Genomic DNA, 26,038 nt, shown 5'->3' with positions numbered 1-26,038 from the left:
GTCCTGCTAAAAACTTGATGGGTATATGCCCAATAGCGCGACACAATAGCGAATGGTGATATACGGTTGTTGAGCATCGACCGTGATGGATGAATTACCAAGTGATGCTTCTACTGTGGTCTGCGAGGTAATAGCTGATGTCGCCATGATCGCATCAGGTGTTTCGTTCGCTATATAGACGTCGTCTCCTCCATCGTTTGCCATAACGGTACCGACTGGGTCAGATGATGTGCCGGGTAAATTACTGCTCATCAGCGTGCTAGTCGTGGTAGCAATGTGACTGTGCCCAGCTAAGTTATTCTCGTTTAGCGTAATAGAATAACTCCCTCCTTTTTGGCCAATATTTCGTTGGCTTAAGCCCGGGCCTGTGCCAGACCCGACGGGAATGCGATTTCTTAAATCAGGCAAGGCAAATGTCGTGCGGCCATCTCCACCGTAAGTTGTGCCATAAAGTGAAAATAACGCATCATTATCGCTAATAGCCAATAGCTGTCCATCTGCATTGGCCCAGCCTCTGGGACAAAAGTTACTAGCGAACATCATTATGTCGCCAACGTACGGATTTGCACTAGCGTGTACTTTGGGTAGGTGCAGAGTGGCGGATAATACGACTCCGCCTAAAACACATGCGCCCAAGTTTCTGTTTCGTTTTTTAGACATGGGTTGTCCTTTTATATTTGCGTTTTTATGGGCAGTTACGGCTGTTCAAATTGGACATCAAATGATTTGAGCAAATCTGCTTAGGTGTGGAGCACAGCGGTCAAACAAAGGTTAGGCCGCCGTTATAAATTAAGAATTTGAGGAAGGCTTTCGTTTTTTGTTAAAAGCGAGTAGTGAGATACCAAACACCATTAACAGGAAGTTACCTGTGGTGGGCACGGGCTCTGGCTCGGGATCAGTCGGAAGCGCTTGAACGGTTAAATTGAGACTAAAATCAAATAGCGACAGACTACCTGGCTCAAAAGTGCCTGCTTGCACATTAGAGGTTAACGTTAGATCTGCAAGTCCTGTGGCAAACGTGTCACTGTCTGATTCTACGGTATCAAAATCCGGATCGATAAACTCGTCATACACCTGTAAATTAAGCCCAGTGCTTGAATCTAGATTTACTTCAACGAAGGCGTCGTCAGATTCAAGGACTCTATTGCCGAGCAATAATTCGGCGGCGGTGATCAATGCGCCATTTGATGCGGTTACATCATAGTCTACATCAAGCTCTAGTTCGGCCTCTTGAATATCGTTACTTTGTTGGGGCAACGTAAACGCTGTTTCAGAGCTAAATTGCAATCCCAAAATATATTCATCTGGGTTAGCGGTCGCTACCGCGTCGATGCCAAATACAAATATTTCAGATAGATTAATAAAGTCTTCTACTTCGTCGTCGTTTGCGTCTAACTCATACAAAAAATTCTCTATTTCTTGCCAATTGTTAAACGCAATATCGTCAATGTTTATACTGCCGCCGTCGACTAATTCCTGCAACGTGCAACTGTTGCTATTGATACATCCAGACGTCACGACTGAAGCGTAACTTACATGGGCGGGGAAGCTTATAACAAATGTGGAAGCTACTGCATACATCAAGCCTTTTACATATTTTACTAAGGTGTTCGTAGATCTACTCATCGCGTGTTCCTTTAAATTAAGCTAAAAACTTACTTCATAACGCTGTTCGATTACTGGTGTGGGTGCTGAATTTACAAGTCAGCAACAAGTGGGCCAATAATAAGAAGATATTTGAAATCAATGTATTAGGTGGATACTAAAAACATTTCACCTTTCATTGTAAAATTTATGTAAATTTTTCTGACGGCTAATGTATCAGGACACCGACACCTAGAGCTGATAGTTTCACGCTCATAAGACTAAAAAACACGATATGAATTAAGGAATGAATCAAGGAATAAACTAGGGAGTAAACCGGATAGAAAAAGAGCCATGAATATACCTTCGGTTATATATTTAGATAACGGTGAGATAAACCTGGCTCTTTTTTTAACAAATTAGCGGGCTGTCCAGCCTCCGTCGATAACGATAGTTTGTCCGGTAATATTACGGGCGCTGTTGTCCAATAAAAATGCAGCGCTACTGGCGAGTTCGTCAATGTCGATGAATGATTTCTTCGGCATGGGTTCAAGCATTATTTTATTGATTACGTCTTCTTCACTCATACCATGCTCTTTAGCTTGTGCGGCTATCTGTTTCTCAACTAAGGGGGTTTTTACATAGGCCGGGCACAGGGTATTAATTGTAACGTCGCAATCTCCTGTTTCTAGTGCGATAGTTTTAGAAAAGCCTAATAAGCCATGTTTCGCGGCCACGTAGGCCGATTTAAATGGTGAGGCAATGACCGAGTGCACCGAGCCAATGTTGATAATACGGCCATAGTTCTTTACGCGCATTGAAGGCAATAAAGCTTGGGTCAGCATAGCGGGTGCCACGAGCATGATATTGATTAGCTGTTGCCATTTATCCGCCGGAAAGTCTTCGAGTTTAGACACATGTTGTATACCCGCATTGTTAATGAGTACATCGACTGTGTCCGGTAGCAAGGTATCTGGCAGGCTTGCTACCTGTTGAGGATTCGTTACATCAAGCAATAGCGCGCGAGCACTTATGCCTTGTGCCCCTAGTTCAGCTGCGGCATGTTCAGCTGCGTCCATATTCATATCTGCAACGATAATCTTGTGGCCACTTGCCCCTAATTGTTGGGCGATCCCTAAGCCGATACCGCTGGCACCACCTGTGATAAGGATGGTTTTATTTTTAGAATGGGTTGAATTACTCATTGGTACTCTCTTGTTTGGCTAATGCGCGAATAATATTGCTAACAGCTTGAATTTGCTTACCGTCACTATTGGCGTAATCTTCCCCCGTATACCCCCACCAATCCCAGCAACCCTGAGGGTTTAATGGCATCATCATGGAGTTTTTCGTTTGCGGGTATAGCACCAGCATATGATTTGTGTCAGCCCAATTGTTTAGACCTGTTTGCTTAGCGTACACGTCTCCTACCACATCAGTATTTTGATTACAGCCATGAAAGCTGACATGCACAGTACATGTTTCACCTTGCTGACAGGCCATTGGCACGTATACATAACCCTGACTTGCTAACGTTTGCGCTGGTTCACCGCCAAGTTTATGTTGGTCAATTTGGCGCAGCGTACCTTTAGGCTCTAGGCTACGAGCATGCATATCAGGCAGGATGAAATTCAGCAATTCTCCTGCCGCATCATAGTCACAGCTACCGATAAAGGGCGATTGTGACTCGCTGCATTGATTGCCAGAGCCTAATGTTGGAAAGAGATGTGCAAAGGGTTTATCTTGCACGTATTTGATATTTTGCGGCTCAACCCACTGTTGATACTGAGTAACAAGCGCGTCACTGATTTCAGGCAGTACTTTAGTGTCCAAAGTACCACTGAGTAACCATACTTTGTGCTGTTTTAGGTTGGCTAAACTTGGCAGCTTGCCTTGCTTGTTCCATTGATTGATTTGCGCCGTGAGGGGAGCTAAATCTAACGGTGTTTTCACTTGATTAACGCACTGACTTAAGGCAGTTTGAATGCTGTTTTGCGCGCAATAATAAGGGCCCGCAGCGATGATACCGACGCCTGATACCCAATCTGAATGGGCAAGTTCAAACTGGGTCGCCATATACCCGCCGCTTGATAAGCCTGAAAGACTTATTTTCTTTAAATCTAGGGTAAATTGCCCTTCACCCAACAATTCTGTTTGCGGTTTATCCGCAGGCTGGGCGTTTAACGGGGCATTTACTGACAATGCCATAAAGCCAGCGAGTAGGGGCAAAGCCAAGGGGTGTGCATGACGACTGCGGGCTTTGGCTAATTTGGTTAATGAGAAAATCATAACATTCCTTTAAATCAACATTGTTTGATTAGTTGTCTGCTAAAAACGCACTAATTTTGTTTGCCGCTTGCTCAATACCCACTACGCCATTGAGGTGGCCTAAGTCACCTGACAGCGTTTCATAGTGTGTGTTTTTGCCTTGTTGGGCTAACGCCGAGGAAGCATTTTTAGCCAAATACGGCATGAGTAATAAATCATTGAAAGAGGGTAAAAACAGGGTTTTTGCTTTGACTTGAGATAGCGCTTCTTCCAGGTTGCCGCTGTGGCCCGCGGTATAAAGTTGCGATGCACGAACCAAGTACAACAAATGATTGGCATCCATTAACTTGGCGCGTTCTTCAGCTCGGCTTTTTAGCCACTTTACTATGCTATGTTGTTGCCGAATGTCATTTAAGGGGCCTTTTTCTAGGGCGGAATACGCTAGGTTTTTACCTGTTTTATTGAAAAAAGTGGGGGTGAGGGCATCTTGGGTAATGAACATCAAGGCTGCCGTTAAACCTTGGGTGGGCGGGGATGCGTTATAATAATCGCCATTTGCCCAGTGCTTATCGAGTTGAATAGGAATAGCCCATTTTTCAAGTAAGGCAGTTGTCCACGCGTCACTTTGCCCGGAGCCAATCACAGAGATCATTCGTTCCACCCAGTCAGGGTAGCCTGTTGCCCAGTCTAAGGCTTGCATTGAGCCCATTGACGCGCCGACTACCGCGTGTAGTTTTTTAATGCCGAGGGATTCAAGCAAGGCTTTTTGTACATTGACGAAATCACGAATGGTTACCACTGGAAATGTTAACCCGTAATGTTTACCTGTATCTGGGTTGATAGACGCAGGGCCCGTGGTGATCACATTCGGGTCATAGGCGTTTAAGTTCGCTAAGGTATCAACACTAATGACAAAGTACTTGTCGGTATCAATTGCTTTGCCAGGCCCGATGATGTTATCCCAGTACCCTGGGCTTGCATCATCTGGTTTATATTTACCTGCTGCATGGGACGTAGCGCTGAAATAGTGGGTGATTAGCACCACGTTATCTTTGGTCTCATTTAATGTGCCATAGCTTTCCCAGCCTACATGCAACTGTTTTATGGTTTTGCCAGTAAAGGTGGTAAAGCGCTCTAATTCAAAGCGCTTTTTCTCAACCAGTTGCCCAGTTTGCGAATAGCTCTGCTCCGCGTTTAGGGGAGCTGATAAGAGTAGGGCGACAGCGGCCAATAGCCCGTTTTGAAATAGCTGTGTTAAAGACATGAAATGCATTCTCTAGTGAATAATGTGTACATTAAAATAAATTAAATAAAGCGATGGCTAAAATAAGACCACTCAATGGCACCACGACTGTTAAAGCGCCAACGGACCAATATGACCTTTGATGCGTCTCATTACAAATTGCTCGGATTAATGTGACCACATAACCGTTGTGCGGTAAGGAGTCCAACGCGCCGGACGAAATAGACACCACGCGGTGTAACTCTTCAGGGTTAACACCTTGTTCAACGTAATGGGGAGCAAGTAATGGCAGGGCGATGACTTGACCCCCAGATGCTGACCCGGTTAAACCAGCGATAACACTTATTGCAATGGCTGCACCGATTAACTCATTGCCTGGGATGTGGGTCATTACCTCAACGGCAACTTGAAACGCCTCAGTGGCTTTAGCGATACTGCCAAAACCTACAACCGCGGCAGTATTGCCGATGGCAACTAAAGCCCCTGTGGTACCCGCGGTAATAGCGTTTTGCATATTAATGAAATAACGATAATTGATGATCATCAAGGTTAAAACACCGCCGCCTAATGCGATGATTAAGGCTAAGTGACCAAGACTATCATGTAGCAGAAAAGATAAAACAAGCACCACCAATAAGGGGATTAAACCTGTAATAGGGCTAGGAAGCGCACGTTCAGTTAGTTGTGGATCTTGCTCCCAGTGCTCGAAAGTCTCACCATTGGCCAGCGCCTTGTTTATCATGCGCCGTAGCCACCAAAAGCCAAACACGGCCATAAAAATTGCCACCACTAGGCTGACTTCCCAAGCGGCAAAGGGCGAGGTACCTAAATATTTAATGGGGATCCAGTTTTGGATCTCCGGCGAACCTGCGGATGTCATGGTAAATGTGACAGAGCCAAACGCTAAGGCGGCAGGAATAAATCGACGGGGCAAATTAGCGTCTTTAAATAAACTTAAGGCCATAGGGTAAACAGAGAACGCCACCACAAAGAGGCTCACGCCACCGTATGTTAAAATAGCGCATGCGAGGACCACTGCCACCACTGCTTGGCTTCGGCCTAGTTTTGAAACGATAAATTGAGCCACGGCATCCGCAGCGCCTGTGTCTTCCATAAACTTGCCGAAAAGTGAACCAAGCAAGAACATAAAAAACCAAGATGCAATAAACCCAGAAAAGCCTTGCATATAGTTGTTAACAAAATTTACTTCACCGATAAATATCGGTATACCACTGGTGAGTGCCACTATCAGTGCGCACAAAGGGGCGGCTATAAACAAGTTCATGCCACGAATAGTTAATACTATTAGCAACAATAACCCGCCTATTAAGCCAATTAAACTGAGCATATTATCTTCCTTTAAATGAATACTTGTGACCGCAAGCAAACATGAAAAGTGATGGCATTAGTGTGTCTTAGCCCAATGAAATTGCCCATAGTACTATGGTACTAAGGACGGCCAGCTAAAACTCAATTAAGGTATTTACGACCGCAGCAAGCAGACAACAAAAAATAACGATAACTGCTAATCAAGGACACATTATGAACATACAAGGTTTCACCCAATCCGTTATCGCCGGTGCCGTAGCGTCGGTACTTTTCTATCAACCAGCGCTTCATGCGCAAGAATCTGCCAATAACGCTCAAGCTGAAAAGAAAGGTTTAGAGCGTATTGAAGTGACCGCCCGTAAAACGGTTGAAAGTCTGCAAGAAGTGCCGATTTCAGTTACGTCGTTAGGCGCTGTCGAACTTGACGAAAAAGGGATTTCAGTGCTGACCGAAATTCAGCAGTTCTCGCCAAACACCACATTGCAAAACAGCCGCGGCACTAACTCAACATTAACGGCTTTCATACGCGGTGTGGGCCAACAAGATCCGCTTTGGGGTTATGAACCTGGGGTAGGGATATACATTGATGATGTTTATGTGGCGAGGCCGCAAGGTGCAGTATTAGACTTGCTTGATGTGGAACGTATTGAAGTGCTACGTGGCCCGCAAGGTACGCTATACGGTAAAAATACCATTGGCGGGGCGATAAAATACGTGACTAAACCCATGAGCGGTGACCCGACATTGAATATTCAGGGCACAGTGGGCAGTTATTCACAACGTGATATTAAGCTTACAGGCCAATTACCGTTAATTGAAGACAAGCTGTATATTGGCTTTGGTATAGCGGATCTTACGCGCGATGGTTACGGTGAATACCTAGAATCAGCACTTGAAGGGCAAGATTTAGAAAACTACAACAAAGACTTAACCGCTGCCCGTGTCACCGTGGAGTTTACCCCGTCAGACGATTTGTTTTTCCGCTTTGCTTGGGATAAAACCGAAGATGATTCAAACGCCAAAGGGGGATATCGCTTATTGCCAAGTCGTTTGACTGATGCCCCCGTACCGGACAGCGTATTTGATTCTTATACCAGCTTACCGACAGAAAATAACGTTGAACTTGAAGGGTATAGCTTAACGGCTAATTGGGATGTGAATGACGCTATTAGCCTTAAATACATAGGCGCACATCGTGAAAGTTACTCACCAACCAATATCGATTTTGACAATACCGCGGTTGATATCTTTGATGTACCCGCTATTTACGAAGACGAAAATGACACCCACGAATTGCAGCTTGCCTATACCGGCAATGGCTTCAACGCTGTGGGCGGTATTTATTACTATGACGGTGAATCATGTGGGCAGTTCGAAGCCATTCTTGGATTTCTAGGTCGCGCTGCATTCGCTACGCCAGGTTTAACCCGTGAAGTATCGGGTTGTAATAACAGTGAAAGTATCGCCGCGTATGTGCAATCGTCGATTGATGTTACTGAGCAACTATCATTAACACTTGGCGCACGATATACAGATGAAGAAAAGCAAGCCACAGTGCGCAACGGTTTAGTGTTTGACAACGTATACCCTGAATCGAACTGGATCCCTGGATATGTGCGCCCAGAAGGCGAAATTGTGCCGCAAGTTTTAGGCACTGACTCAGATGGTGACGGCATTCTAGATGCGCCTGCAAAAGAAAGTTGGTCACGCTTTACCCCGCGAGTGGGTGTTGAGTACCAAATGAACAGCGACATGATGTTTTTCGCCAGTTATTCACAAGGCTTTAAATCAGGTACTTACAACCCACGTGCGACCATCAATGAACCTGCGGTTGACCCAGAAGTCGTAGATTCATTTGAACTGGGTATGAAAAGCGATTGGAACGATAATTTACGTACTAACGTGACCTTGTTCGCATTAGAGCATAATGACCGTCAGTATATATCTGTATTACCGGTTACTTCCCCTGAAGATTTACAGCAAATTTTGGGTAACGTTGGTCAATCAACTGCTAAAGGCGTTGAAGCGGAGATTACCTTTGCCGCAACAGACAACTTAACGTTCGATGTCGCCTTAGGTTATATCGACGCTGAATTCGAAGAAGTATTTCAAGAAACCTTAGAAGGGCGCGTGGACGTAGCAGATTCGTTTGCCATTGCTAATACACCAGAATATACCGCAAACTTCGCTGCTAATTATGTGTTGGGCACAGACATAGGTGACTTTGTCTTTAACGCTAATTATTACTACCGCGATGATTATACCATCACCGAAACAGCGAACAGCTTAATTACTCAAGACGGTTACGGTTTGGTGAACCTAAGCGTATCTTGGCAAAGTGAGGACGGCAGCTGGTATGGTGGTATTCATGCTAAAAACCTCACAGATGAAGAATACGTTGTGGGTGGCTACCAGTTTGTGGTTGAAAACCCAGATGATCCGACTGGATACACAGCAGGTACTGGCGGTGATAATACCTTGATAGGGTATTATGGTGACCCACGTACGGTTAGTTTAACCCTAGGTTATCGGTTTTAAATAACCAACTGCAGTAGGCGCAGCGTAAGCATTTATGTTTACTTGTGCCTACTGCGTTTGAAAAGAACACGCGCAATAAATATAAGCATAATGCGTGGCTCGGTAATGACGTTTGGCAGTGAAAACTGCCTTTTTTCGTTTAAGACTATCCCCGATAACCAACTTCACACCAAGCGCTTGACAGAAAATTAGATATATCTGATAGTGACAGGTAATAATTACATAAAAATCATACATCTAGCCTTAGTTATTTTAACTCCCCCATGAAAACGAGAATCCATAATGCACGCTAAAGCCATTGTAGCTGATGACCACCCGCTGTTTCGCAGTGCAATGAAACAAGCTATTCAAGGTGTGCTGGGCAACAATATTTTAGAATCTGCGTCTTACCAACAAACGTTTGATTTATTAAAACAACATCAAGACGTTGAGTTACTATTTTTAGACGTAAACATGCCAGGTAACGACGGGTTAACGGGGCTAACTATGATCCGTAGCCATTTCCCTGATGTGTTAGTCGCGATAGTGTCTGGTGACGAAAGCCCGGCGATGGTGAGAAAGGCCATGGACTTTGGTGCCTGTGGCTACATTCCAAAATCAACGCCTTTGCCGGTTATCTCTGATGCGGTGCAGCAGTTATTAGATGGGGAGCAATGGTTGCCCAGCGAGTTATTCGAACAAGTACAAAAGATTGAAGATAGTCAAGAACAAGCATTTGCCGCGAAGCTAGCGCAATTAACCCCTCATCAGCTTAAAGTACTGCAATTAATGGCTGACGGGCTGCTAAACAAGCAGATTGCCTATGAACTGGGTGTCAGTGAATCAACCATCAAACAACATGTATCCGCAGTGTTACATAAACTTGGCTTTAATAATCGCACCCAAGCAGGGGTGTTGTTCAAGCAAATGTTACAGGTTGAATAAGCTAAGGCGGTTGCATAAAAAAGCCGGTGTATTTACCGGCTTTCTACATAGGATCTTACATGCCATTGGTTTGCGCTAACTTGGCAGCTTAGATTCATCATTGCCATTTTCAGCAGTGATTTCCGCTTTAGCAATGGCTTTCTCCATCGGTTTTTCTGGATTCACCAAACTGACAATCTTCCACTCTGCTTTTGGCTTAACATTGTTTGACGTGGTGAACATATGCACATGATTTTGCGTATCTAATGCACATAGTTTAATGGCGCGTTCGCTGTATTGCGCTTTATAATCCTCATACGTAAACGAGTCTGATAAGCGCGTGGTTTTAATCGTTGAACCCTTTGCCACTAGGCCTGCTAACTTGCCATATGTTGCCTCGTCACTAAATAATCCTAGCTTCTTAACATAAGATTCAGACACCTGATGGCTTGGGCGTTGCTGTTGTTCGTTATTGTTTAAACCGAGCACAGTACCTTTACCCATTTCGTGCTCAAAATGGTAAGTAACCATAGGGTTCAATTGCCGATAAGGCGACATCACCAGTACCTTGCCGAACATTGATAGGTCAAGCGTACGGGCAGCGTGCTCAGACATCGGGTTGCCAAAATAGGTAGGAATGTTCTCCATACGGGCTAAGCGCATATTATTCCAGTTCGTATCGGTAATGCGCACTTGTACATCGTGCTGCATTAATTCTTTGGCAAACAAGCGACTGAATAAACCTCCGCCAAAAATTAAAAATCCGTGGGGAGCAGGGGCGCGCATCTTGAGTTTTTTCGCTACGGTAACCGACGTTAAACTCTGTAGCACAACTGTGGTAATAATCACTAAAAAGACCATAGGAACAAGCAGCTCAGCTTGTTCGTAATCAAGGGCTTCTAACTTGAGTGAAAATAACGCTGATACCGCAGCCGCTACAATGCCCCGCGGCGCTATCCAGCTGAGTAGGGCGATTTCGCGCCAATTTAAGCCAGTGCCTAATGACGACAGAATTACGCCAACCGGACGAGCGACAAACATGATAGCAACAAGCACTAAAATGGAGCCCCAACCAACACTTAACACCGAGTGCAAGTCAATACGCGAAGCGAGAAGAATAAACAGCCCAGAGATAAGTAGCACGCTTAAGGTTTCTTTAAATTCTAAAATGTCTTCAACGTCGACGTTTTTCATATTGGCCAGCCACATGCCAATAACAGTCACCGTTAATAATCCAGATTCATGGGCAATGACATTCGAACCGGCAAATGCGCCTAACATGAGCGTCAATACGGCGGTATTTTGAAGATAATGAGGGATCCAATTATTTCTAAGTGCAAGGCCTAGTAAATAACCTGTTGCTGCGCCAATCCCTAAGCCTACGCTGATGGTTAGGCCAAAGGCATACAAGGTATGGCTTAAGGCATCTTGGGTAGAAATAATGTATTCAAAAACGAGCACGGCTAACAAAGCACCAATAGGGTCGATAACGATGCCTTCCCAGCGCAATATATTGGCTACCTTACTGCTTGGCCTAACGGTACGTAACATAGGCACAATCACTGTAGGGCCGGTAACAGTAACAATAGCACCGAATAAAAACGCTAACTGCCAAGAAACACCAAGCGCATAATGCGCAACGGGGGCAGTGACCAGCCATGTGACTAATGTACCGATTGTACAAAGGTTTCGCACCATAGAGCCATGGCCGGCCAAATCACCAAAGCGCAGTGTTAGCGAGCCTTCAAACAGAATAATCGCCACTGACAAAGATACAATTGGAAAGAGCAAGTCGCCAAATAGCGCATCGGCGTTGATCACGCCATAAACAGGGCCAACTAAAATACCGACAACCAATAACGGCAAAATGGCGGGTAATTTAATACGATATGCAAAATACTGACAGGCAATAGAGATAAGGCCGACAGCCACTAGGGGAATGATAGGGTCGCTCACGTGAAATCCTTGTAGCAACGAACAGAAATATTTTACGCGATCTGACCACAAGTTTGTTTATAAAAGCAATAAGACCTTTGATTATTTGAACGAGTGCTTAAGGTAAATTAGTCATGTGCCGGTGTGACATGTTCGGTTGTGCGGTACTGCGTCATTGAGTTGATATTAAATCGTTAGGTTACAGCCTAGATAAAGGGCTGACGACAGAGTTACCCCCTCGTTGCAATATGTGCGTATATATCTGAGTGGTGCGCAAATCGCTATGGCCTAACTGGTCTTGTACGGTGCGAATATCTGCACCTGATTGTAAAAGATGGGTCGCACAAATTTGTCTGGAACTAAATTTGAACATCCGAAGGATGGCCCGAAGGGAAAAATGCAAGGACGCATTTTTTAAAAAGTGGCGTAACGTATGGGGGGTAACGGTTTTAGGGATGCTGGCTTTTTTAGCGGCATGCCGTATTGCTTTTTGCACCGTAGACCCATCAATATGATGACGTCTTAATGATTGGTCTTCAGGATCTTTTGATAATTGACGAGAAGCAAACACATATTGCCATTGTATCGAGCGATTGGCGTTCTTAAACTTAAGCCTTAGACGATGAGGTAGATAAACGCCACTGTATTCTGGGTTTAACAGGTCTGCATCCAGATATTGTTTTACGACAGTGATCTGTTGTTGCAAAGTAGGTATAAGCTCATCGGCTAATGTAACAACCCGATGTTTACCGCCTTTACCATGCCAAACCCGTATGGATTTGAAATCAAAATCTATATCTTGGACTCTCAATCTCATACATTCCATTAAACGCAAACCACTTGCATATAAAATTGATACCGCTAACTTATTTTGAGCATTTACAACTGCGAGTAAATTCCGCACTTCATCAGTAGTGAGAACGATTGGCAGTTTTTGTTGGCGAGTACTTTTAATAAAACTAAGTTTAAAATTTAACGGTTGACGAATTATATCGCGATATAGAAATACCAAGGCATTTAATGCTGATTTTTGGGTTGATGCAGCCACATCCAATTCTAAAACTAAGTGTGAAAGGAAGGCTTCTACCTCTTTATCATGCATTAAATTAGGGTGTTTTTTCTGATGAAAATGAATATAGCTACTGATCCACTTAAGATAAGCTTCAATAGAGCGTTTCGAATAACGTAATTGATACATTTCATCTTTTATCATATTCAAGAACATTGATTTAGGCATAAGGTAACTCTTCTTAAGTTAATGTATGTTTATACAGTTGTAGTAAATAATCCGTATAACAGCAAGATTTAGGAATTTTTCCGTGTTTCCACAGGTGAAAAACATAAATCTGGGAAAAATTTAACCTGTACAATAAGTTACCCTGTATGCTAAAAAAGACAGATGTAGAAAGGTGGAAAACTCCCGTGTTTAAATGCGGAACTTTTCCAGCTATTAATATTGTTATATTTGTCCGGAAAAATATGCATAAGCACACTTTTAAAGAAGATGAATGGCCTTTCAGTTGCCCAATAGACTCTGCTGCAGTAACTACCAAATTTGTCTATGAAAGATTGGAGCCAATAATCCAAGTTAATCATTACATAGATGATGGGTGGCAGTTTATGTGTAACACTACGGATGACCCCGATGACGGCATGGTAATTTGTATGGGGTGTTTTATTAGCAAATTTCCAGAAATTATTGAGCTTGCAGATCTACCTAAAGGCTGGGACGCATTCAGAGAAGACAAAAATCAACCGTGGGACAAACAGCCGTTTGAATAAACCACAAATATAACAAACACATTAAGTTGCTTCGCTGGGACGCTAACACATGGGCTGCGTCACTTCGTTCCTAATTTTAGCCCATGTGTTATCGCCCCTTATGCGGGTGTTATGTGTATATGTTAACTGACGGAGAGGTTTTTGCTATTTGCAATTTATGTAAATAATCTTGAGCAAGCTCTAAGTTGTCATTTGATATACCACGTTGCTGATTAAATTCCATTTGCCCTTTTATCGACTCGAACATATCAAATTTTTCATTCATGATTGCGTCTGATTTAGTTGCATTCCGTAGTGTACCATTATCATTTACTAGTATAAGGGCTTGTGCACCAAAAGTCGCACTAGGTTCATCGGGAAATAATGCACCAGATAATATGGCAGCTTCATTTCGAGACATATTACTTGGGTCTATATATTGGGCTAATTCATGTATAGAGGATACTTCTTGCGCAACCATAGCACTTTGGGTTTTATTGTCCGGCAAAGAATTGCCGGTTTTATATGCTTCTTTTGCCGGAGTCATATAAGTAGTACTGGTAATTTGCATTTTAGCCTCTAAAATAATAAGTTTTCAATTATCAAGCGAAATTTGTGCCAACAGTGTTGTGAGTGTTCTGCTAGACACACATAACAAGAAAATAAACTAGGAAAAATAGAGTTTGCCGATTTTTTGCAAAGAACCGCAAAAAAGCGTCCAACTCAATTTTCCTGTTATTTAGGCGTTAGTTGCCTTATGAATATCGTGCCATTGATCGGATTGAAGAGTATTGAATTTGGTGACTCTAAAGAAAAAGCTAATGAGCTATTTGGAATCCCTGAATTAATTGAAAATGAGTTAGGCCAAGACGGAGTTAGTTCCGAAATTTGGGATTATCAATCCAAAGGAATACAATTGTATTTCGATCCTGATTTAGAGTTTAGGTTATGGGAAATATCCGTAACCTCTGAAACTGCAAAACTAAATAGCATTAAACCAATTGGGTTTAATGAGTCAGAATTATTAGAACACTTTCCAAATTTAGTGTTGGAAGTAAATGACGATATATTTAAAGAGTATGTAGATCCATCTAACGAATTAGTGTTTTTCTTACGTAACAACGTAGTTAAACGCATAGATATATCACCTAATATAGATGACTATTTTAATAGGTTTAGTGGTATTGGCACCTAACAAACGCCTAAACTCCGACAATGTCACGTTGTCATGGTTTTGGCAAACAACGCAAAAAGCCACGCCAACACATTGCGTGTTAGGCGGGCGTTATATGCCTAAAATAGGCATTAGTATAATATCTAACATGGTGCACCTTTTGCATTAATATCAAATATCTATTAATACATGAGGAATTAATATGAATATTTTAAATGTAGGGCAAAACTATTCCATTACGACAGCAGCTAGCGGCAATAAAATGCCGACTGAATCTATTGCTGTAGAAAAAAACATAAACCAAAATAATTCACAACCTACAAAGATTGATATGAGAAACATATCAATTGATGAAATTAATACATTAATTAAATCAGGGGAAAGTGCTTTACTTGATGTAGTGCCATTTATACCATTAAATGTACTTGAACAATATAATAATGATCCCGAAAAAATAGGTAAAATCAAAGTAGACTTAATTGGGCAAGTTGAAAAATCTATAGATTTTAAAAAAAGCATTGGTGAGAATACTGACTTTTTATCAGGTGTTTTAAGTAAATTTAAAGATCTTGACGGTAAACAGTTAAATGGGAAGGTTGATATCTTAGCATAATACGGCATATAACAAGACCTTCAAACGGACAAAAAATAGTTTGCTGTTTTCACTTCGTTCAACATTTTAGCAAACAATTTTTTGCCGCTTAAGGTGGCGTTAGGTACACCTATGAGTTTAGGCTCCCAAATTAGTGCATTTTGTAAAGATGTTAAGAAGCATCAAGAAGTTTGGTTGATTGAGTTTGAAGAGGACCAGTTTTTGGAATGGATAGAGGAAGACGGAACAAGGGTATTGCCTATTTGGTCAACCGAATCTCGAGTCGAACGAACTTTACAGCGCTTAGATCAATTTGGAAACGGAACACCTTGTGGCTTTACTTTCGATAGTTTCGTTGAGGAATGGCTTCCAGAGTTAAAAGAGGCGGGCATTAAATTGGGGCCAAATTGGGCCGGTGATAATTTAACGGGGACAACATTATTTCCGGATGAACTTATTGGTAGGATTGAGAGATGTTAGGTCTTTTGGGAGAAAGTGTACCTAACAAGTTCGTTAAGATCGGGTTGCAAGCAACCCTGGGACGCGCAAACAACGCGCGCCCCTTACAAAAGCGTTAGAGCTACATGGAAATTTATCGGATGTTTCGCTTTCTGTTAATTGGGATATCAACAATATTAGCTGGCTGTACTTTCGAGTCATCTCCAGAACGACTAGATCTTGAATGGAATTTCGAATATTCATCTCATGTTCTTCATGCAAGACTTGTTGAATCGAAAACGTCTGTTACAAACGACAACAGGTGCAACGTGGATTATTCGGTGTTTGAAGTTTTAGAACCTTTTAAGGGTGATGTTGAGAGAGGAGATCTACTAAATATTACTGGAATTAATGCTCATGAAACTAGAGAATTAGGTTCAGAACACCTGCTACTACTCATACCTTTCGTAGCTGAGGACTTTACAGGATATGGAGATTGCGCTAATCAAAGATACAATAGCTTTTTTTCCATTCATAATTGGTGCTGCTCCATAGATACCACAAACGAACACTCACTAGTTGTTTACAATATGATTAATTCTGAACAAAAAAGTGAAAATTACTTATTACCAACAGAACCAGTATTCAACTTTTTACGTCAACAGGGTAAGTAGCTCTAACAAACGCATTAACACTCGCTTCGCTCGCTAGGGACAAATACACGTAGGCTCCCTACGCTTCGCTTGGTATTTTAGCCTACTTATATTTGCCCGTTATGCGGGAAGTTAGGTACACATGAAAGTTCAAGGAAGTTTATTGACATTCACAAGGAGTCTAGGAGCATTTGCAATAGCATTCTTTTGCTTGTGGCTTTTTCCTAGTCCTGCTTTCGACGCTTGCTCCCACAGCAACAACACTAGTATTGTTGGCTGTGGTACATGGCCAGATTTACTTATGGGCTTTTTGTTCGTGACTGTAAGTTACTTATTGGGGCCAAGTTCTAGAATCCATTATTTAGTATTAATATTGTTTTTTACTTTTCTTGGTAGCGCCGAAAATATTCGGTTTGGGAGTTTTTATGACGCATTATATCAAGCTCCTTTCCAAGAGTTTTATTATGGTGGTCTTGTCGCTGCATTCATTTTTGTTTCTTTTTATTTATTCACAAGAATACGGAAAAGTGTACCTAACAAATGAATTATGTTGTTCGTAAACTCACTGGGACAAATACTCGCTGGCCTTCGGCCAAAACGCTCATATTTGCCCCATATTCAAAGCGTTAGGTATACCTTTGGATATTGCGGAAATTTTAAACTTTGTAGCTATTGAATCAGGCACAAAGATCGAAAAAGTTCATCCTAATATCAATATAACTGATGAACTTGGTGTTGCAGGTGATGATTTTCACGAGTTAATAGAAGCGTATTCAAACAAGTACAACGTAAACATGGATGAATATCTTTGGTATTTTCACTCAGGAGATGAGGGAGTAAATATCTGGTCTTTTATTTTTAAACCACCATGGGCAAAAGTAAGTAGAATTCCAGTAACACCTCAAATGCTCTTAAACTTTGCTACTAAAGGTAAGTGGAAGATGGTTTATCCAGAGCATAAAGTACCAACTAATCGAAATGACATTACATACAGTAATTGCCTTTGGTTAGTTTTAATCATCGGTTTGTTTTTGGTAGCATGGTATACCTAACAAGCTAATTAATAAGGACAAAAAACAGTTGGCTGTTTTCGTTCCTCAACATTTTAGCCAACAATTTTTTGCCCATTATTAGGGCGTTATATGCCACCAGGAAAACCTAACTCATGGTTTACTTATTAGCTGGGATTGTGTGTGTTCATTTGGCTTGGGCATTTTTTAATACTCTAGCTGTTAACAGCACATTGTTTATCAATAATAGCTCTCGAGCTATTACCTTACTTGTTAATTGGCTTATTCCAATAGGTGGCCCTGCTATTACTTTGGTTGTCCTTCGCTCAATAAACCCTAAAGTAAAAGGTCGCAATCCTGTTGCGGACGGTTCTGGTAGTAGCAATCTATATTCGGGGAATGAGGGTTCAGATTCTGGTGGTGGCTGTGGTGATTAACGTAGCTAAACTAGGTTGTGTTTAAAATGGCTTATAACAAAAAAATTAAGCACGCCCGCTGCGCGGGCTGGGACGCAAACACGCAGGGCGGCTGCGCCATTATGCCCTACGTGCCTGCGCCCCTTATTTAAAAGTTAGCTGCCAAGAGGATTCATGGAAGATTACTCTCCGAACAAAATCCCTAATTCGACACGAATTTTTAATATCATTTGGGCTCTTTTTTTAATCGGTATATGTTTCTACGCTGGCATTAACGATGTATTGGTCTACCCTGGCGTAAGAGGCTCTGGTTCTGTTGAATTAACTGGCATGCCGTTACTATTTTTCTGCGTAGCATTAGTCTCCAGTGCTATAAACGCGGCGTTAACCGTAATTGACCACTACGACAAAAGAGACAATGAAAAAAGCTATAAGCAAATGTCATTTTATCTAAATATTCTTAGTATATTTGCAATTATCTTAGCTTTTGGATATCAGTTCATTATCAACCAAGAATCGGTGGTAGTTATTGGCAATGTCAGCTAACAAGCCAATAAACTCACTCACTACGTTCGCTGGGACGCATACACGCGGGGCGGCTTCGCCATTATGCCCCACATGTCTGCGCCCGTTATTGGAAAGTTAGCTCTCTCTACTTTATTCGTAGCTTACTCAAAGAAGATGTTCATGAAAGTTTTTCTAGACACAAATGCATTGTACAACAACTGGTTCGTCGATAATGCAAATTTCAAACTATTGTTTCATTATTTAAATAATGAAGAATTTGACCTTTTATTATCAAATTTAGTCGCTCAGGAAGTGAATAATATTCGTGAGCGAGAGTTGGTAGAAACAACAACTGAGATTGATAGGTTGATTAACAGAGTTAATAAGCTCAACAAGCGAGATGTCGATTTTTCGATTGAAAGCTTGGGGATAGCTCGGTATGACGTTCAATCGATATTAAAAAACAAGGTTAATTGTATTGAAAATATTTCATACGATGAGGTGCCACATAGACAAGTTGTTGAAAGAGCGTTGAAATTAGTAAAACCATTTACTGGTGAAGAGAAAGGTTACCGAGACACTTTGATCTGGCTTTCATTTTTACGTTATTTGAAAGCACATAATGTTGAAGGTGAAATTGCATTCATTACAAACAATAAGCATGATTTCTTTGAAAAGAAAAATAAGCTTCTATCTTTTAATGACGATTTGCAAAAAGACATTGACGAAACTGGCATTACGGCAACAGTCAAGCCGTACTTAAATATTTTCGATTTTATAAAAGAGAATGTTGATAAAATTGAACACGCCTTTAATCGTGAAGAAATACTTGATGACTTAGAAGATTTTCTGATTGAAGAAACAGAAAGTTATCTTAAAAATATGAAAAACAATGATATTAGCGATTTATTAGGTACACAGGTGTTTTCTGATAAGTTAACTGATGTAATAGAGATTGTTCCTGATATTTTTGAGGGGGTAGAAGATCATGAAGTTCATTACGTTAGCCGCCTTCCAGAGAAAAGTGTTTATATTAGTTGCTTCTACGAGATGCGCAGAGTTGATTTGGTCGTAACAATTGATTTAATAGAATTCAAGCAACATGTAGATGAAATAGAATCGATTAAATCAATATATAACATTGAAATAGATGGCGATGTTGTGAAACTATCATTTATCTTCCGCTTATATATAGATGCAAGTTTAGAATATGATACAGAATCTGAGCTGGGTTCAAGTTTGACCATTGAGCAAATATCCGCAAAGAGCTAACAAGGCAATTAAACTGAACTAAAACAGTGGGTTACGTTTCGCTTCGCTACACAGTATAACCCACAATTTTAATCCGCTTATTGCGGCGTTATGTTTTCAGGTAAGCATGTTTAGCATTTATCAAAGGGCTACATTTTGGCGATTCGTGATGGGCATCGTTTTGGTCGGTGGGTTTGTTGCAGGTAATGTGATAATCCAGGCTAGTAACGGTAGAATTATATTTAGTATTTTGTGGTTTGGTATTGGACCAATTTTAGCCATGATAATTTATGCATTTTCAAGTTATCAAAAATGTAATCATTGTGGTCACAAAATCGCAATTGGTATTAATAATATAGGGTTTACAGAAACACCAAATGTTTGTCCTAAGTGCAACAAGAAAACATAACAAAAACATCATGGTGGGAATTTTACTCGCTGAAAAAGCGCTCCTAAAATCCCCATATGTTAAGCGTTAGGTGCAATGCAGTTAGCAGTTGGATTAATTTAACAAAATACTCTCATAATTATTTGCTAAGGATTAACTTTTAATGGATTCTCACTTTTTAGCTGGTGTCGTAATTAATCTTATTTTGGTCTGTTTGGGTGGCTATTTGGTTATGCGTGGTAAAGCGTTAAAATCTAACTTAACTAATCAGAAAACAATGGTTTCACCAAATGCTTTAATAATAATTGGTGTGTTGCTCATCATAATCAATGTACTTCAAATTATTGGTTTTGCGCAGTGAGTGCACCTAACAAAAACATCATGGTGGGAATTTTACTCGCTGAAAAAGCGCTCCTAAAATCCCCATATGTTAAGCGTTAGGTATACAAGGAAGGTTCAGTGCCAATTTATGTCAAAGTAGATGGTTCAGGTGAAAAATTAGCTCACCTTGCAGAAGGTGATTGGGAATTACCATCTCAGATAGAAGCACTAGAATTCTGGCTTCTCACAAATCCTCTCAATCTTGCACCAGCAAAGTACATAGCAGATCTTGGTTTTACTGTAAGAGAGAATGCATGTGGTGGCGGGGCAATATTGTCACCAGAAGCAATGTCTATAATGGGGCGTCTAGGTATCAAGCTGTACTTATCAGAGTACGGTGAGTAATGTATACCTAACAAACGCATTAACACTCGCTGCGCTCGCTAGGGACAAAAACACGTAGGCTCCCTGCGCTTCGCTTGGTATTGTAGCCTACGTATTTTTGCCCGTTATGCGGGCCGTTAGGTACAACGGAGGATTTGGTGTTTAAGGAAGAGCTAGCTGATCTATTTAACGAAGTAAAAGCGTCATTAATTGATGAAGGTGAAAAGAATTTTGCTAAGCAACTAGATACATGTGAAATTCTATCCTGTAGTTCATTTGCTTCGGACGACTCTGCATTTACAATTGAGTTTATGGGGTATAACTCCGAAGAAATCGAAGATACGTTTCCCACAGGCAATGCTGAATATACAGTTATGTTAACTTACTCAACTAAAAACAAAGTTATCGGGTTAGAAGTTATTGGTTGTGAAAATACAAAGTTACAACAGCAATTATTGGCAAGTTGTACCTAACAAGCCGTTTAAGGCATGGACGTCTAACGCGTGGTTGACGTTCGTTCCTCACGATTATAACCACGCATTATGCGCCCCTTAACGGAGCGTTATGTTTAAGAAGGAAACCAATGAGAACCCTTGTATTATTGGCAATTACAATTTTTAGCTTGCTCGCATGTAAATCGACCGAAAAGGGATTCACAAAGCAAGAATTAGACTTTTTTGAGTCACAGAAAATCATGTCTACTTGGGGGCACCTTACTGAAGATGAGTTGGCCTTGACGATTCTCGGCACCACTTGTTATAAGCAGTATTTAGTTTTGAAAAAATACAATTACAAAATAGAGTCAGTGTCCAAAAACCAAATTATCTACTACCAACCAAATAACGCGAAAGTAACAAGTAATTTTGATACGACGTGCCCAGATAGTGTTCATTTTGGAACGTAGGATGTTTTTAGCTTTCAAACATAACAAACCAAGCCAGCAGGAATTTTACTCGCTGAACAACGCTCATAAAATCCCCTGCTTGGGGCGTTATATGGAAAGTTAAACATGTGGGACTCATTCAAACCTGACAATTGGAATACCTTACCTCACATATCAGGGCGAGTTGCCTCTGAAATGGATGTAAAAAACGGCTTAGCTGTTTTCTATATACCAGAGGGTAGTTTTGTACTGGATGCCAAATTACCTACATGTGTTATTCAGATTAATGAAGAAACAGGAGAACGAACTCCTGCCGTCGTAATTCAGGCAGAACAAATCGGAGAACAAGTTTATCTTGGTCTGCGTTATCTTGACGGTGGTAATGGTATTTGCGGGCTCGAAGAAGTGGAACAACTAGAAGAACCAAACGAAGAGTTTGCCATATAACAAAACACTAAAGGCGCTCGCGCTGCTCGCTGGGACGCTAACGCATGGGCTGCGTCACTTCGTTCCTAATTTTAGCCCATGTGTTATCGCCCCTTAGTGGGGTGTTACATTGCAAGGAAAGTCTGGTGCTAAATTTCGATAATTTAACCGAGCGGCTGGTTGAAGAATTAAAAGCTGCTGCCATGCATTTTGATCTTTATCGCTCAATAAAGGCATCAATTCCTTCGCATAAAAAAGGAATAAATAAATCACCTAATTTCTGGTCGTTAACTTTAAATGCACACCTTGAAGCGACTAGGTGTTCACTCTGTAAAATATATGATCAAACCAACAATAACAATTTAACTCTTAATAGTTGGCTTAAAGAATTCAAAAAACACCATTGTAAACAGGAGTTCTTTGAGACTAATGAGATGGATAAATTTAACAGAGTTCCTTTGGTCGAGGGCGAAATAGAGCAAGATATTGCTTTGGTTTCACTAAAAGATTCGTTAGTAAATACCCTATATACAAAACATAGAAATAATGAAGTGGCTCATATTTCCAATAAGCTCGTATCAAGAGGATAATCATTCTGGGAAACATATCCGCTTACTGTAAATGATATTGAAGCTTTAATATTAAGATCAAAAACTATTGTTAATAAATACACAGCTCATTACAACGGTGTTCATTATGAGTTGCTCTCAATTTACCAGAAAGATGATTTTAAGTATGTTGTCGATAGTGTTGAGAAATTTGCAATATAACAAGAAATTAAACAAGGACAAAAAACAGTTGGCTTTTGCTCCTTCGTCGCTAATTTTAGCCAACAATTTTTTGCCTGTTAATTAGGCGTTAGAACTCATATAGGAAAATTATGTCCGGGCTGATAAGAAACTTGATTACCATAATCTCAGCATTTTTTAGTGGCAAACGATATGGCGTATCTTCCACCGTGCCATGCCACTTCCGTATAACTCCGTTCGATTGCGGGATTAGCGTGTTGAAAAGTGATAAATATTTCCAACTAGCTGAATCAGCTCAGTTGGACTATCTAATAAAAACCGGCCTTATATCGAGCTTGAGGTCTGATGGAATTAGCTTCGTAAACGCATCCCAGCTAATCAAGCTCATGAAGCCCGTTGGCGTCTTTAAGCGTGTCCGCGTTGAAACCAGCATTTGCTGCGCAGACGAGAAATTCGCTTATTTTTCGCACGTAATTTTCTTGGGTAATCAAAAGTGCAGCGAAGTCCTTGTGAAAATGAAATTTAAAAAGCGTTCTCTGACGATCCCACCATCAGAGATAATTGGTAAGTTCGAGTCGGATACACCAGAGCACCTCAAAACATGGATCGAAGCGATGTGCTAAGTTCTATCAATTCGCTTTTGTCGGACAATTTTTCCACCGCTTCACGGATACAAAATTGCCGCAAAGCTCTACGTTAGAAGTGCCAGAAGGATCTGCAAATGTCTTATTACAACTCAACTATTTTAAAGACCGCTGCAAAAGTTTCTTTTCTACATATTTCGTGGCTTGTTGCCTTAATTGGAATTCCGATTGTATTTTTTAGAGATGGCCTAGATTTAGTAGAGAAAGCAATATTGTTTAGTGGGTTATTGTTCTTTTTCTGGTTTGTATATTTACTTTTTTGCATTACATTTCATAGGCTAAGCATGCGAAATGAGCATAACAAGTTTGGCTATCTGGCAAAGGATGACCTCGAAAAAGGTAAAGAAGTTGGTACACATTTGGAGGGTTGGTAGCATGGCACTTCTAACAAAACGCTTAAGTACACTCCCTCCGGTCACTGGGACGCAGATACGCGGGGCGGCTTCGCCATTATGCCCCACGTATCTGCGCCCCTTAGCTTAAAGTTAGGTAACCACGGATGTTTTACCGAGAACTAATAATTGGCTTCACAACCATATTTGCTTGGTTGCCTGCTCTTATACTTACTTTTCTAGCCGCATTTGTTTTTCTTATGGGTTTCGCTGCAATAAGCGAAGGCGACTATCTTATAGCTACTACTTGTATACTGCTAAGTAGTGGTGGTGTTCTGGGCTTTATTGCTCTTACGTCTCTCTGCTGGGGCCTTCATATTTCGTTTCTTAAACGATTGATTTTTCTCCTTGCAGGCGTGTTGTCTTTGGCAACAGTCATTTATCTTGGAACACTAGACCCAACATCAGCACTTTACCTGAGCTATCATCCTTTGGTTGTTTATTTATTCTACTCACCATTCGTTATTGGTCTTTTCCACATTGTGCTTCACTGCTATTTTTGGGTAAGGTTACCTAACAAAAGCATTAACACTCGCTGCGCTCGCTAGGGACAAAAATACGTAGGCTCCCTGTGCTTCGCTTGGTATTGTAGCCTACGTATTTTTGCCCGTTATGCGGAAGTTATATTTTTTGGAGAACTCATTTGAAAACATTAGGATTTCTATTTCTGTTAATTATAAATTTTAGCTTATTTGCTTCACCGACTAACAGAGACAGCCATCTTTAGAATCATATAAAAAACTCTGCTGCTTAGGGGAAAATACCCATCAATAAGCGTCAAAGTACTTTTGATCTATACGATTGGGGATTTTTACTGGAATATTAAGCGTTGAGGGAGAAAACGGCGCGTACTAACAAAGACAGCCATCTTTAGAATCGTATAAAAAACTCTGCAATAATACTAACAAAGACAGCTATCTTTAGAATCGTATAAAAAACTCTGCTGCTTAGGGGAAAATACCTGCTCAATAAGCGTCAAAGTACTTTTGAACTGAATGATTGGGGATTTTTACGGGAATATTAAGCGATGAGGGAGAAAACGGCGCACAAGGTTAATTTTTACGCAAACGCCTAGGTTACAAGAGATGCATTAGATGTGTTAGTTGCAATGTCTTATGCACGTTTTAACAACGCTTTCGCTTTGGTCATTCCTCGCAGCCGTTGATGATGGGTGTGGCGTTTGAACGCATTCATCATTTGCTCGGCACCTGCGGCGTAGCAGAAGTGTTTCTCAAACTCAGTAGTTAAGGTTAACCATTGAGCAGAATCTAAGCCGAGTCGTTCTAAAATTGAGCTTTGAGTATTGTCGATATGACCTGCCTTATCATCACGAATACAGCGGCCTGTTGTATCTACCAGCTCACAATAGTCTTTGAGGGAGTAGGGGATACCTTGGGGCATATTCTCACGAGGATTGCCCACAAAGGGTGTTAAAACGCTCGGTTGAGGTTGTTTGTTTTTAGCGGCGTGAATGCGTTTTTTGATACTGGTGTGCTTTGATGTTTCTGGTGTTTTTTCCATTTTTGCACGAATGGGATTCAAGTCCACATAGACCATACACGCTAGCACTGCGCTCTCATCTAGTAGTGCTTGCGACTTAAATCGTCCTTCCCAGAAACGGCCAGTGCAGCCGTCTTCTTTATTGGCTTCGCGAGCAATATACTCATTCAAGTCACGCATAAACCAGCTTATTTCATACAAACGTTGCCGATAGGTTTCAACGGTCTCATCAAACGTGATTAGCTCTCCTTGGCTCAGCGTATCGCCATTCATGAATTTCTGAGTCAGCAATGTGCCTCTGTGCAGCTTGTGATAGCGCCTCAACACTTCATCGCTATCCCAATTATCAGCCAAGGCTTTATCCACACAAAGCACCACATGCGTGTGATTATTCATAATCGCATAAGCACAAATGTCGATGGCAAATACTGTAGATAAAAACGACAAACGTTCTTCTACCCACCCTCGGCGGTGCTCGTAGCTCTGGCCAGAATATTTATCTTTCCTACACAAGAAAGAACGCCGCACACACCGGGAAACACAATGGTAATAAGGGGTATCGATTAAACTAATTTGGCTTTTTCGAGGTTGAGGCATACATAACCTACCTGACAGAATAAAACACAAATCAAGTGTAGTTCAGCCCTGAAAATTGACCATTATTATCATGGGTGTCTTTATTTTTTATTCTGTGAATAATCAAAACCGGCTTTTTCTACAGCCTCGTTAAGTGCCAAGGAGTAATCTAT

The 26,038-nt window shown here is 41.2% G+C and carries 27 protein-coding genes; 17 read left to right on the top strand and 10 right to left on the bottom strand.

Annotated elements, in window-relative coordinates; all coding sequences use genetic code 11:
- Positions 1-6 precede the first annotated feature (6 nt).
- The 6 genes from GCHA_RS19250 to GCHA_RS19225 all read right to left on the bottom strand — a co-directional run bounded on the left by GCHA_RS19250 (position 7) and on the right by GCHA_RS19225 (position 6,443).
- On the bottom strand, positions 7-660 hold the full coding sequence (locus tag GCHA_RS19250) for a phage tail protein (protein ID WP_039992851.1): 654 nt from the start codon (positions 658-660) through the stop codon (positions 7-9).
- Positions 661-789: 129 nt separating this feature from the next.
- On the bottom strand, positions 790-1,626 hold the full coding sequence (locus GCHA_RS19245) for a hypothetical protein (protein WP_007991312.1): 837 nt from the start codon (positions 1,624-1,626) through the stop codon (positions 790-792).
- Positions 1,627-2,003: 377 nt separating this feature from the next.
- A complete protein-coding gene (locus GCHA_RS19240) occupies positions 2,004-2,789 on the bottom strand; it encodes a 3-hydroxybutyrate dehydrogenase (protein ID WP_007991310.1) in 786 nt (261 codons plus the stop codon).
- On the bottom strand, positions 2,782-3,873 hold the full coding sequence (locus tag GCHA_RS19235) for an extracellular catalytic domain type 2 short-chain-length polyhydroxyalkanoate depolymerase (RefSeq protein ID WP_007991308.1): 1,092 nt from the start codon (positions 3,871-3,873) through the stop codon (positions 2,782-2,784). The genes GCHA_RS19240 and GCHA_RS19235 overlap by 8 nt, the downstream gene beginning before the upstream one ends.
- 28 nt (positions 3,874-3,901) lie before the next feature.
- The gene (locus tag GCHA_RS19230) at positions 3,902-5,116 is read right to left on the bottom strand and encodes an E22 family MetX-like putative esterase (RefSeq protein ID WP_007991306.1); all 1,215 of its coding nucleotides are present in this window, start codon (positions 5,114-5,116) and stop codon (positions 3,902-3,904) included.
- A gap of 31 nt (positions 5,117-5,147) precedes the next feature.
- On the bottom strand, positions 5,148-6,443 hold the full coding sequence (locus tag GCHA_RS19225; protein ID WP_007991304.1) for a GntP family permease: 1,296 nt from the start codon (positions 6,441-6,443) through the stop codon (positions 5,148-5,150).
- A gap of 194 nt (positions 6,444-6,637) precedes the next feature.
- On the opposite strand from GCHA_RS19225, the gene GCHA_RS19220 reads away from it, so the two are divergent.
- Together GCHA_RS19220 and GCHA_RS19215 are read left to right on the top strand one after the other, a co-directional pair.
- A complete protein-coding gene (locus GCHA_RS19220) occupies positions 6,638-8,962 on the top strand; it encodes a TonB-dependent receptor (protein WP_007991303.1) in 2,325 nt (774 codons plus the stop codon).
- A 282-nt stretch (positions 8,963-9,244) separates the two neighbouring features.
- Positions 9,245-9,886 carry a response regulator gene (locus tag GCHA_RS19215; protein WP_007991301.1) on the top strand — a complete coding sequence of 214 codons (642 nt, stop codon included), beginning with the start codon at positions 9,245-9,247 and terminating at the stop codon, positions 9,884-9,886.
- A gap of 75 nt (positions 9,887-9,961) precedes the next feature.
- Here the strand turns inward: GCHA_RS19215 and GCHA_RS19210 are convergent, their stop codons facing one another.
- Positions 9,962-11,821, bottom strand: coding sequence for a cation:proton antiporter (locus GCHA_RS19210; RefSeq protein WP_007991299.1), 1,860 nt, complete (start codon positions 11,819-11,821; stop codon positions 9,962-9,964).
- A 178-nt stretch (positions 11,822-11,999) separates the two neighbouring features.
- Positions 12,000-13,037 (bottom strand): integron integrase, encoded by a 1,038-nt coding sequence (locus tag GCHA_RS19205; RefSeq protein WP_007991297.1) that lies wholly within the window; start codon positions 13,035-13,037, stop codon positions 12,000-12,002.
- Positions 13,038-13,279: 242 nt separating this feature from the next.
- Between GCHA_RS19205 and GCHA_RS19200 the strand changes: the two genes are divergently transcribed.
- Positions 13,280-13,582, top strand: a complete 303-nt coding sequence (locus tag GCHA_RS19200) for a hypothetical protein (protein WP_039992856.1) — start codon at positions 13,280-13,282, stop codon at positions 13,580-13,582.
- A gap of 109 nt (positions 13,583-13,691) precedes the next feature.
- Here the strand turns inward: GCHA_RS19200 and GCHA_RS19195 are convergent, their stop codons facing one another.
- The gene (locus tag GCHA_RS19195; RefSeq protein ID WP_007991293.1) at positions 13,692-14,132 is read right to left on the bottom strand and encodes a hypothetical protein; all 441 of its coding nucleotides are present in this window, start codon (positions 14,130-14,132) and stop codon (positions 13,692-13,694) included.
- A 186-nt stretch (positions 14,133-14,318) separates the two neighbouring features.
- Between GCHA_RS19195 and GCHA_RS19190 the strand changes: the two genes are divergently transcribed.
- The 14 genes from GCHA_RS19190 to GCHA_RS19105 all read left to right on the top strand — a co-directional run bounded on the left by GCHA_RS19190 (position 14,319) and on the right by GCHA_RS19105 (position 23,771).
- The gene (locus GCHA_RS19190; RefSeq protein WP_007991291.1) at positions 14,319-14,756 is read left to right on the top strand and encodes a hypothetical protein; all 438 of its coding nucleotides are present in this window, start codon (positions 14,319-14,321) and stop codon (positions 14,754-14,756) included.
- A gap of 181 nt (positions 14,757-14,937) precedes the next feature.
- The gene (locus GCHA_RS19185) at positions 14,938-15,348 is read left to right on the top strand and encodes a hypothetical protein (RefSeq protein WP_007991288.1); all 411 of its coding nucleotides are present in this window, start codon (positions 14,938-14,940) and stop codon (positions 15,346-15,348) included.
- A gap of 111 nt (positions 15,349-15,459) precedes the next feature.
- Positions 15,460-15,807, top strand: a complete 348-nt coding sequence (locus tag GCHA_RS19180; RefSeq protein WP_007991286.1) for a DUF2750 domain-containing protein — start codon at positions 15,460-15,462, stop codon at positions 15,805-15,807.
- Between the two features lie 299 nt (positions 15,808-16,106).
- Positions 16,107-16,439: a hypothetical protein gene (locus GCHA_RS22930; RefSeq protein ID WP_153810725.1), complete on the top strand. Its 333-nt coding sequence runs from the start codon at positions 16,107-16,109 to the stop codon at positions 16,437-16,439.
- A 617-nt stretch (positions 16,440-17,056) separates the two neighbouring features.
- Positions 17,057-17,470, top strand: coding sequence for a DUF1493 family protein (locus GCHA_RS19165; RefSeq protein ID WP_007991284.1), 414 nt, complete (start codon positions 17,057-17,059; stop codon positions 17,468-17,470).
- 113 nt (positions 17,471-17,583) lie between these two features.
- Positions 17,584-17,865, top strand: a complete 282-nt coding sequence (locus tag GCHA_RS19160) for a hypothetical protein (RefSeq protein ID WP_007991282.1) — start codon at positions 17,584-17,586, stop codon at positions 17,863-17,865.
- Positions 17,866-18,018: 153 nt separating this feature from the next.
- The gene (locus GCHA_RS23080) at positions 18,019-18,390 is read left to right on the top strand and encodes a hypothetical protein (protein WP_039992848.1); all 372 of its coding nucleotides are present in this window, start codon (positions 18,019-18,021) and stop codon (positions 18,388-18,390) included.
- A gap of 141 nt (positions 18,391-18,531) precedes the next feature.
- Positions 18,532-19,623: a PIN domain-containing protein gene (locus GCHA_RS19150; RefSeq protein ID WP_007991276.1), complete on the top strand. Its 1,092-nt coding sequence runs from the start codon at positions 18,532-18,534 to the stop codon at positions 19,621-19,623.
- Between the two features lie 530 nt (positions 19,624-20,153).
- Positions 20,154-20,351 carry a hypothetical protein gene (locus tag GCHA_RS19140; RefSeq protein WP_007991274.1) on the top strand — a complete coding sequence of 66 codons (198 nt, stop codon included), beginning with the start codon at positions 20,154-20,156 and terminating at the stop codon, positions 20,349-20,351.
- 98 nt (positions 20,352-20,449) lie between these two features.
- Positions 20,450-20,716 (top strand): hypothetical protein, encoded by a 267-nt coding sequence (locus GCHA_RS19135; protein ID WP_007991272.1) that lies wholly within the window; start codon positions 20,450-20,452, stop codon positions 20,714-20,716.
- Positions 20,717-20,853: 137 nt separating this feature from the next.
- Positions 20,854-21,168, top strand: a complete 315-nt coding sequence (locus tag GCHA_RS19130; protein WP_007991271.1) for a hypothetical protein — start codon at positions 20,854-20,856, stop codon at positions 21,166-21,168.
- A 536-nt stretch (positions 21,169-21,704) separates the two neighbouring features.
- The gene (locus GCHA_RS19120) at positions 21,705-22,025 is read left to right on the top strand and encodes a hypothetical protein (protein WP_007991267.1); all 321 of its coding nucleotides are present in this window, start codon (positions 21,705-21,707) and stop codon (positions 22,023-22,025) included.
- 125 nt (positions 22,026-22,150) lie between these two features.
- Positions 22,151-22,594 carry an AbiU2 domain-containing protein gene (locus GCHA_RS19115; protein ID WP_007991265.1) on the top strand — a complete coding sequence of 148 codons (444 nt, stop codon included), beginning with the start codon at positions 22,151-22,153 and terminating at the stop codon, positions 22,592-22,594.
- 880 nt (positions 22,595-23,474) lie between these two features.
- Complete coding sequence (locus GCHA_RS19105; protein ID WP_039992841.1) at positions 23,475-23,771, top strand: hypothetical protein; 297 nt, start codon at positions 23,475-23,477, stop codon at positions 23,769-23,771.
- Positions 23,772-24,902: 1,131 nt separating this feature from the next.
- Here the strand turns inward: GCHA_RS19105 and GCHA_RS19095 are convergent.
- Positions 24,903-25,886, bottom strand: coding sequence for a hypothetical protein (locus GCHA_RS19095; RefSeq protein WP_007991258.1), 984 nt, complete (start codon positions 25,884-25,886; stop codon positions 24,903-24,905).
- Positions 25,887-26,038 lie beyond the last annotated feature (152 nt).

The sequence above is a fragment of the Paraglaciecola chathamensis S18K6 genome (genome assembly GCA_000314955.1).
GTDB lineage: Bacteria > Pseudomonadota > Gammaproteobacteria > Enterobacterales > Alteromonadaceae > Paraglaciecola > Paraglaciecola chathamensis.
Note: the sequence above shows the minus strand (reverse complement) of the source record. Positions and strands in the feature narration are given on the sequence as shown.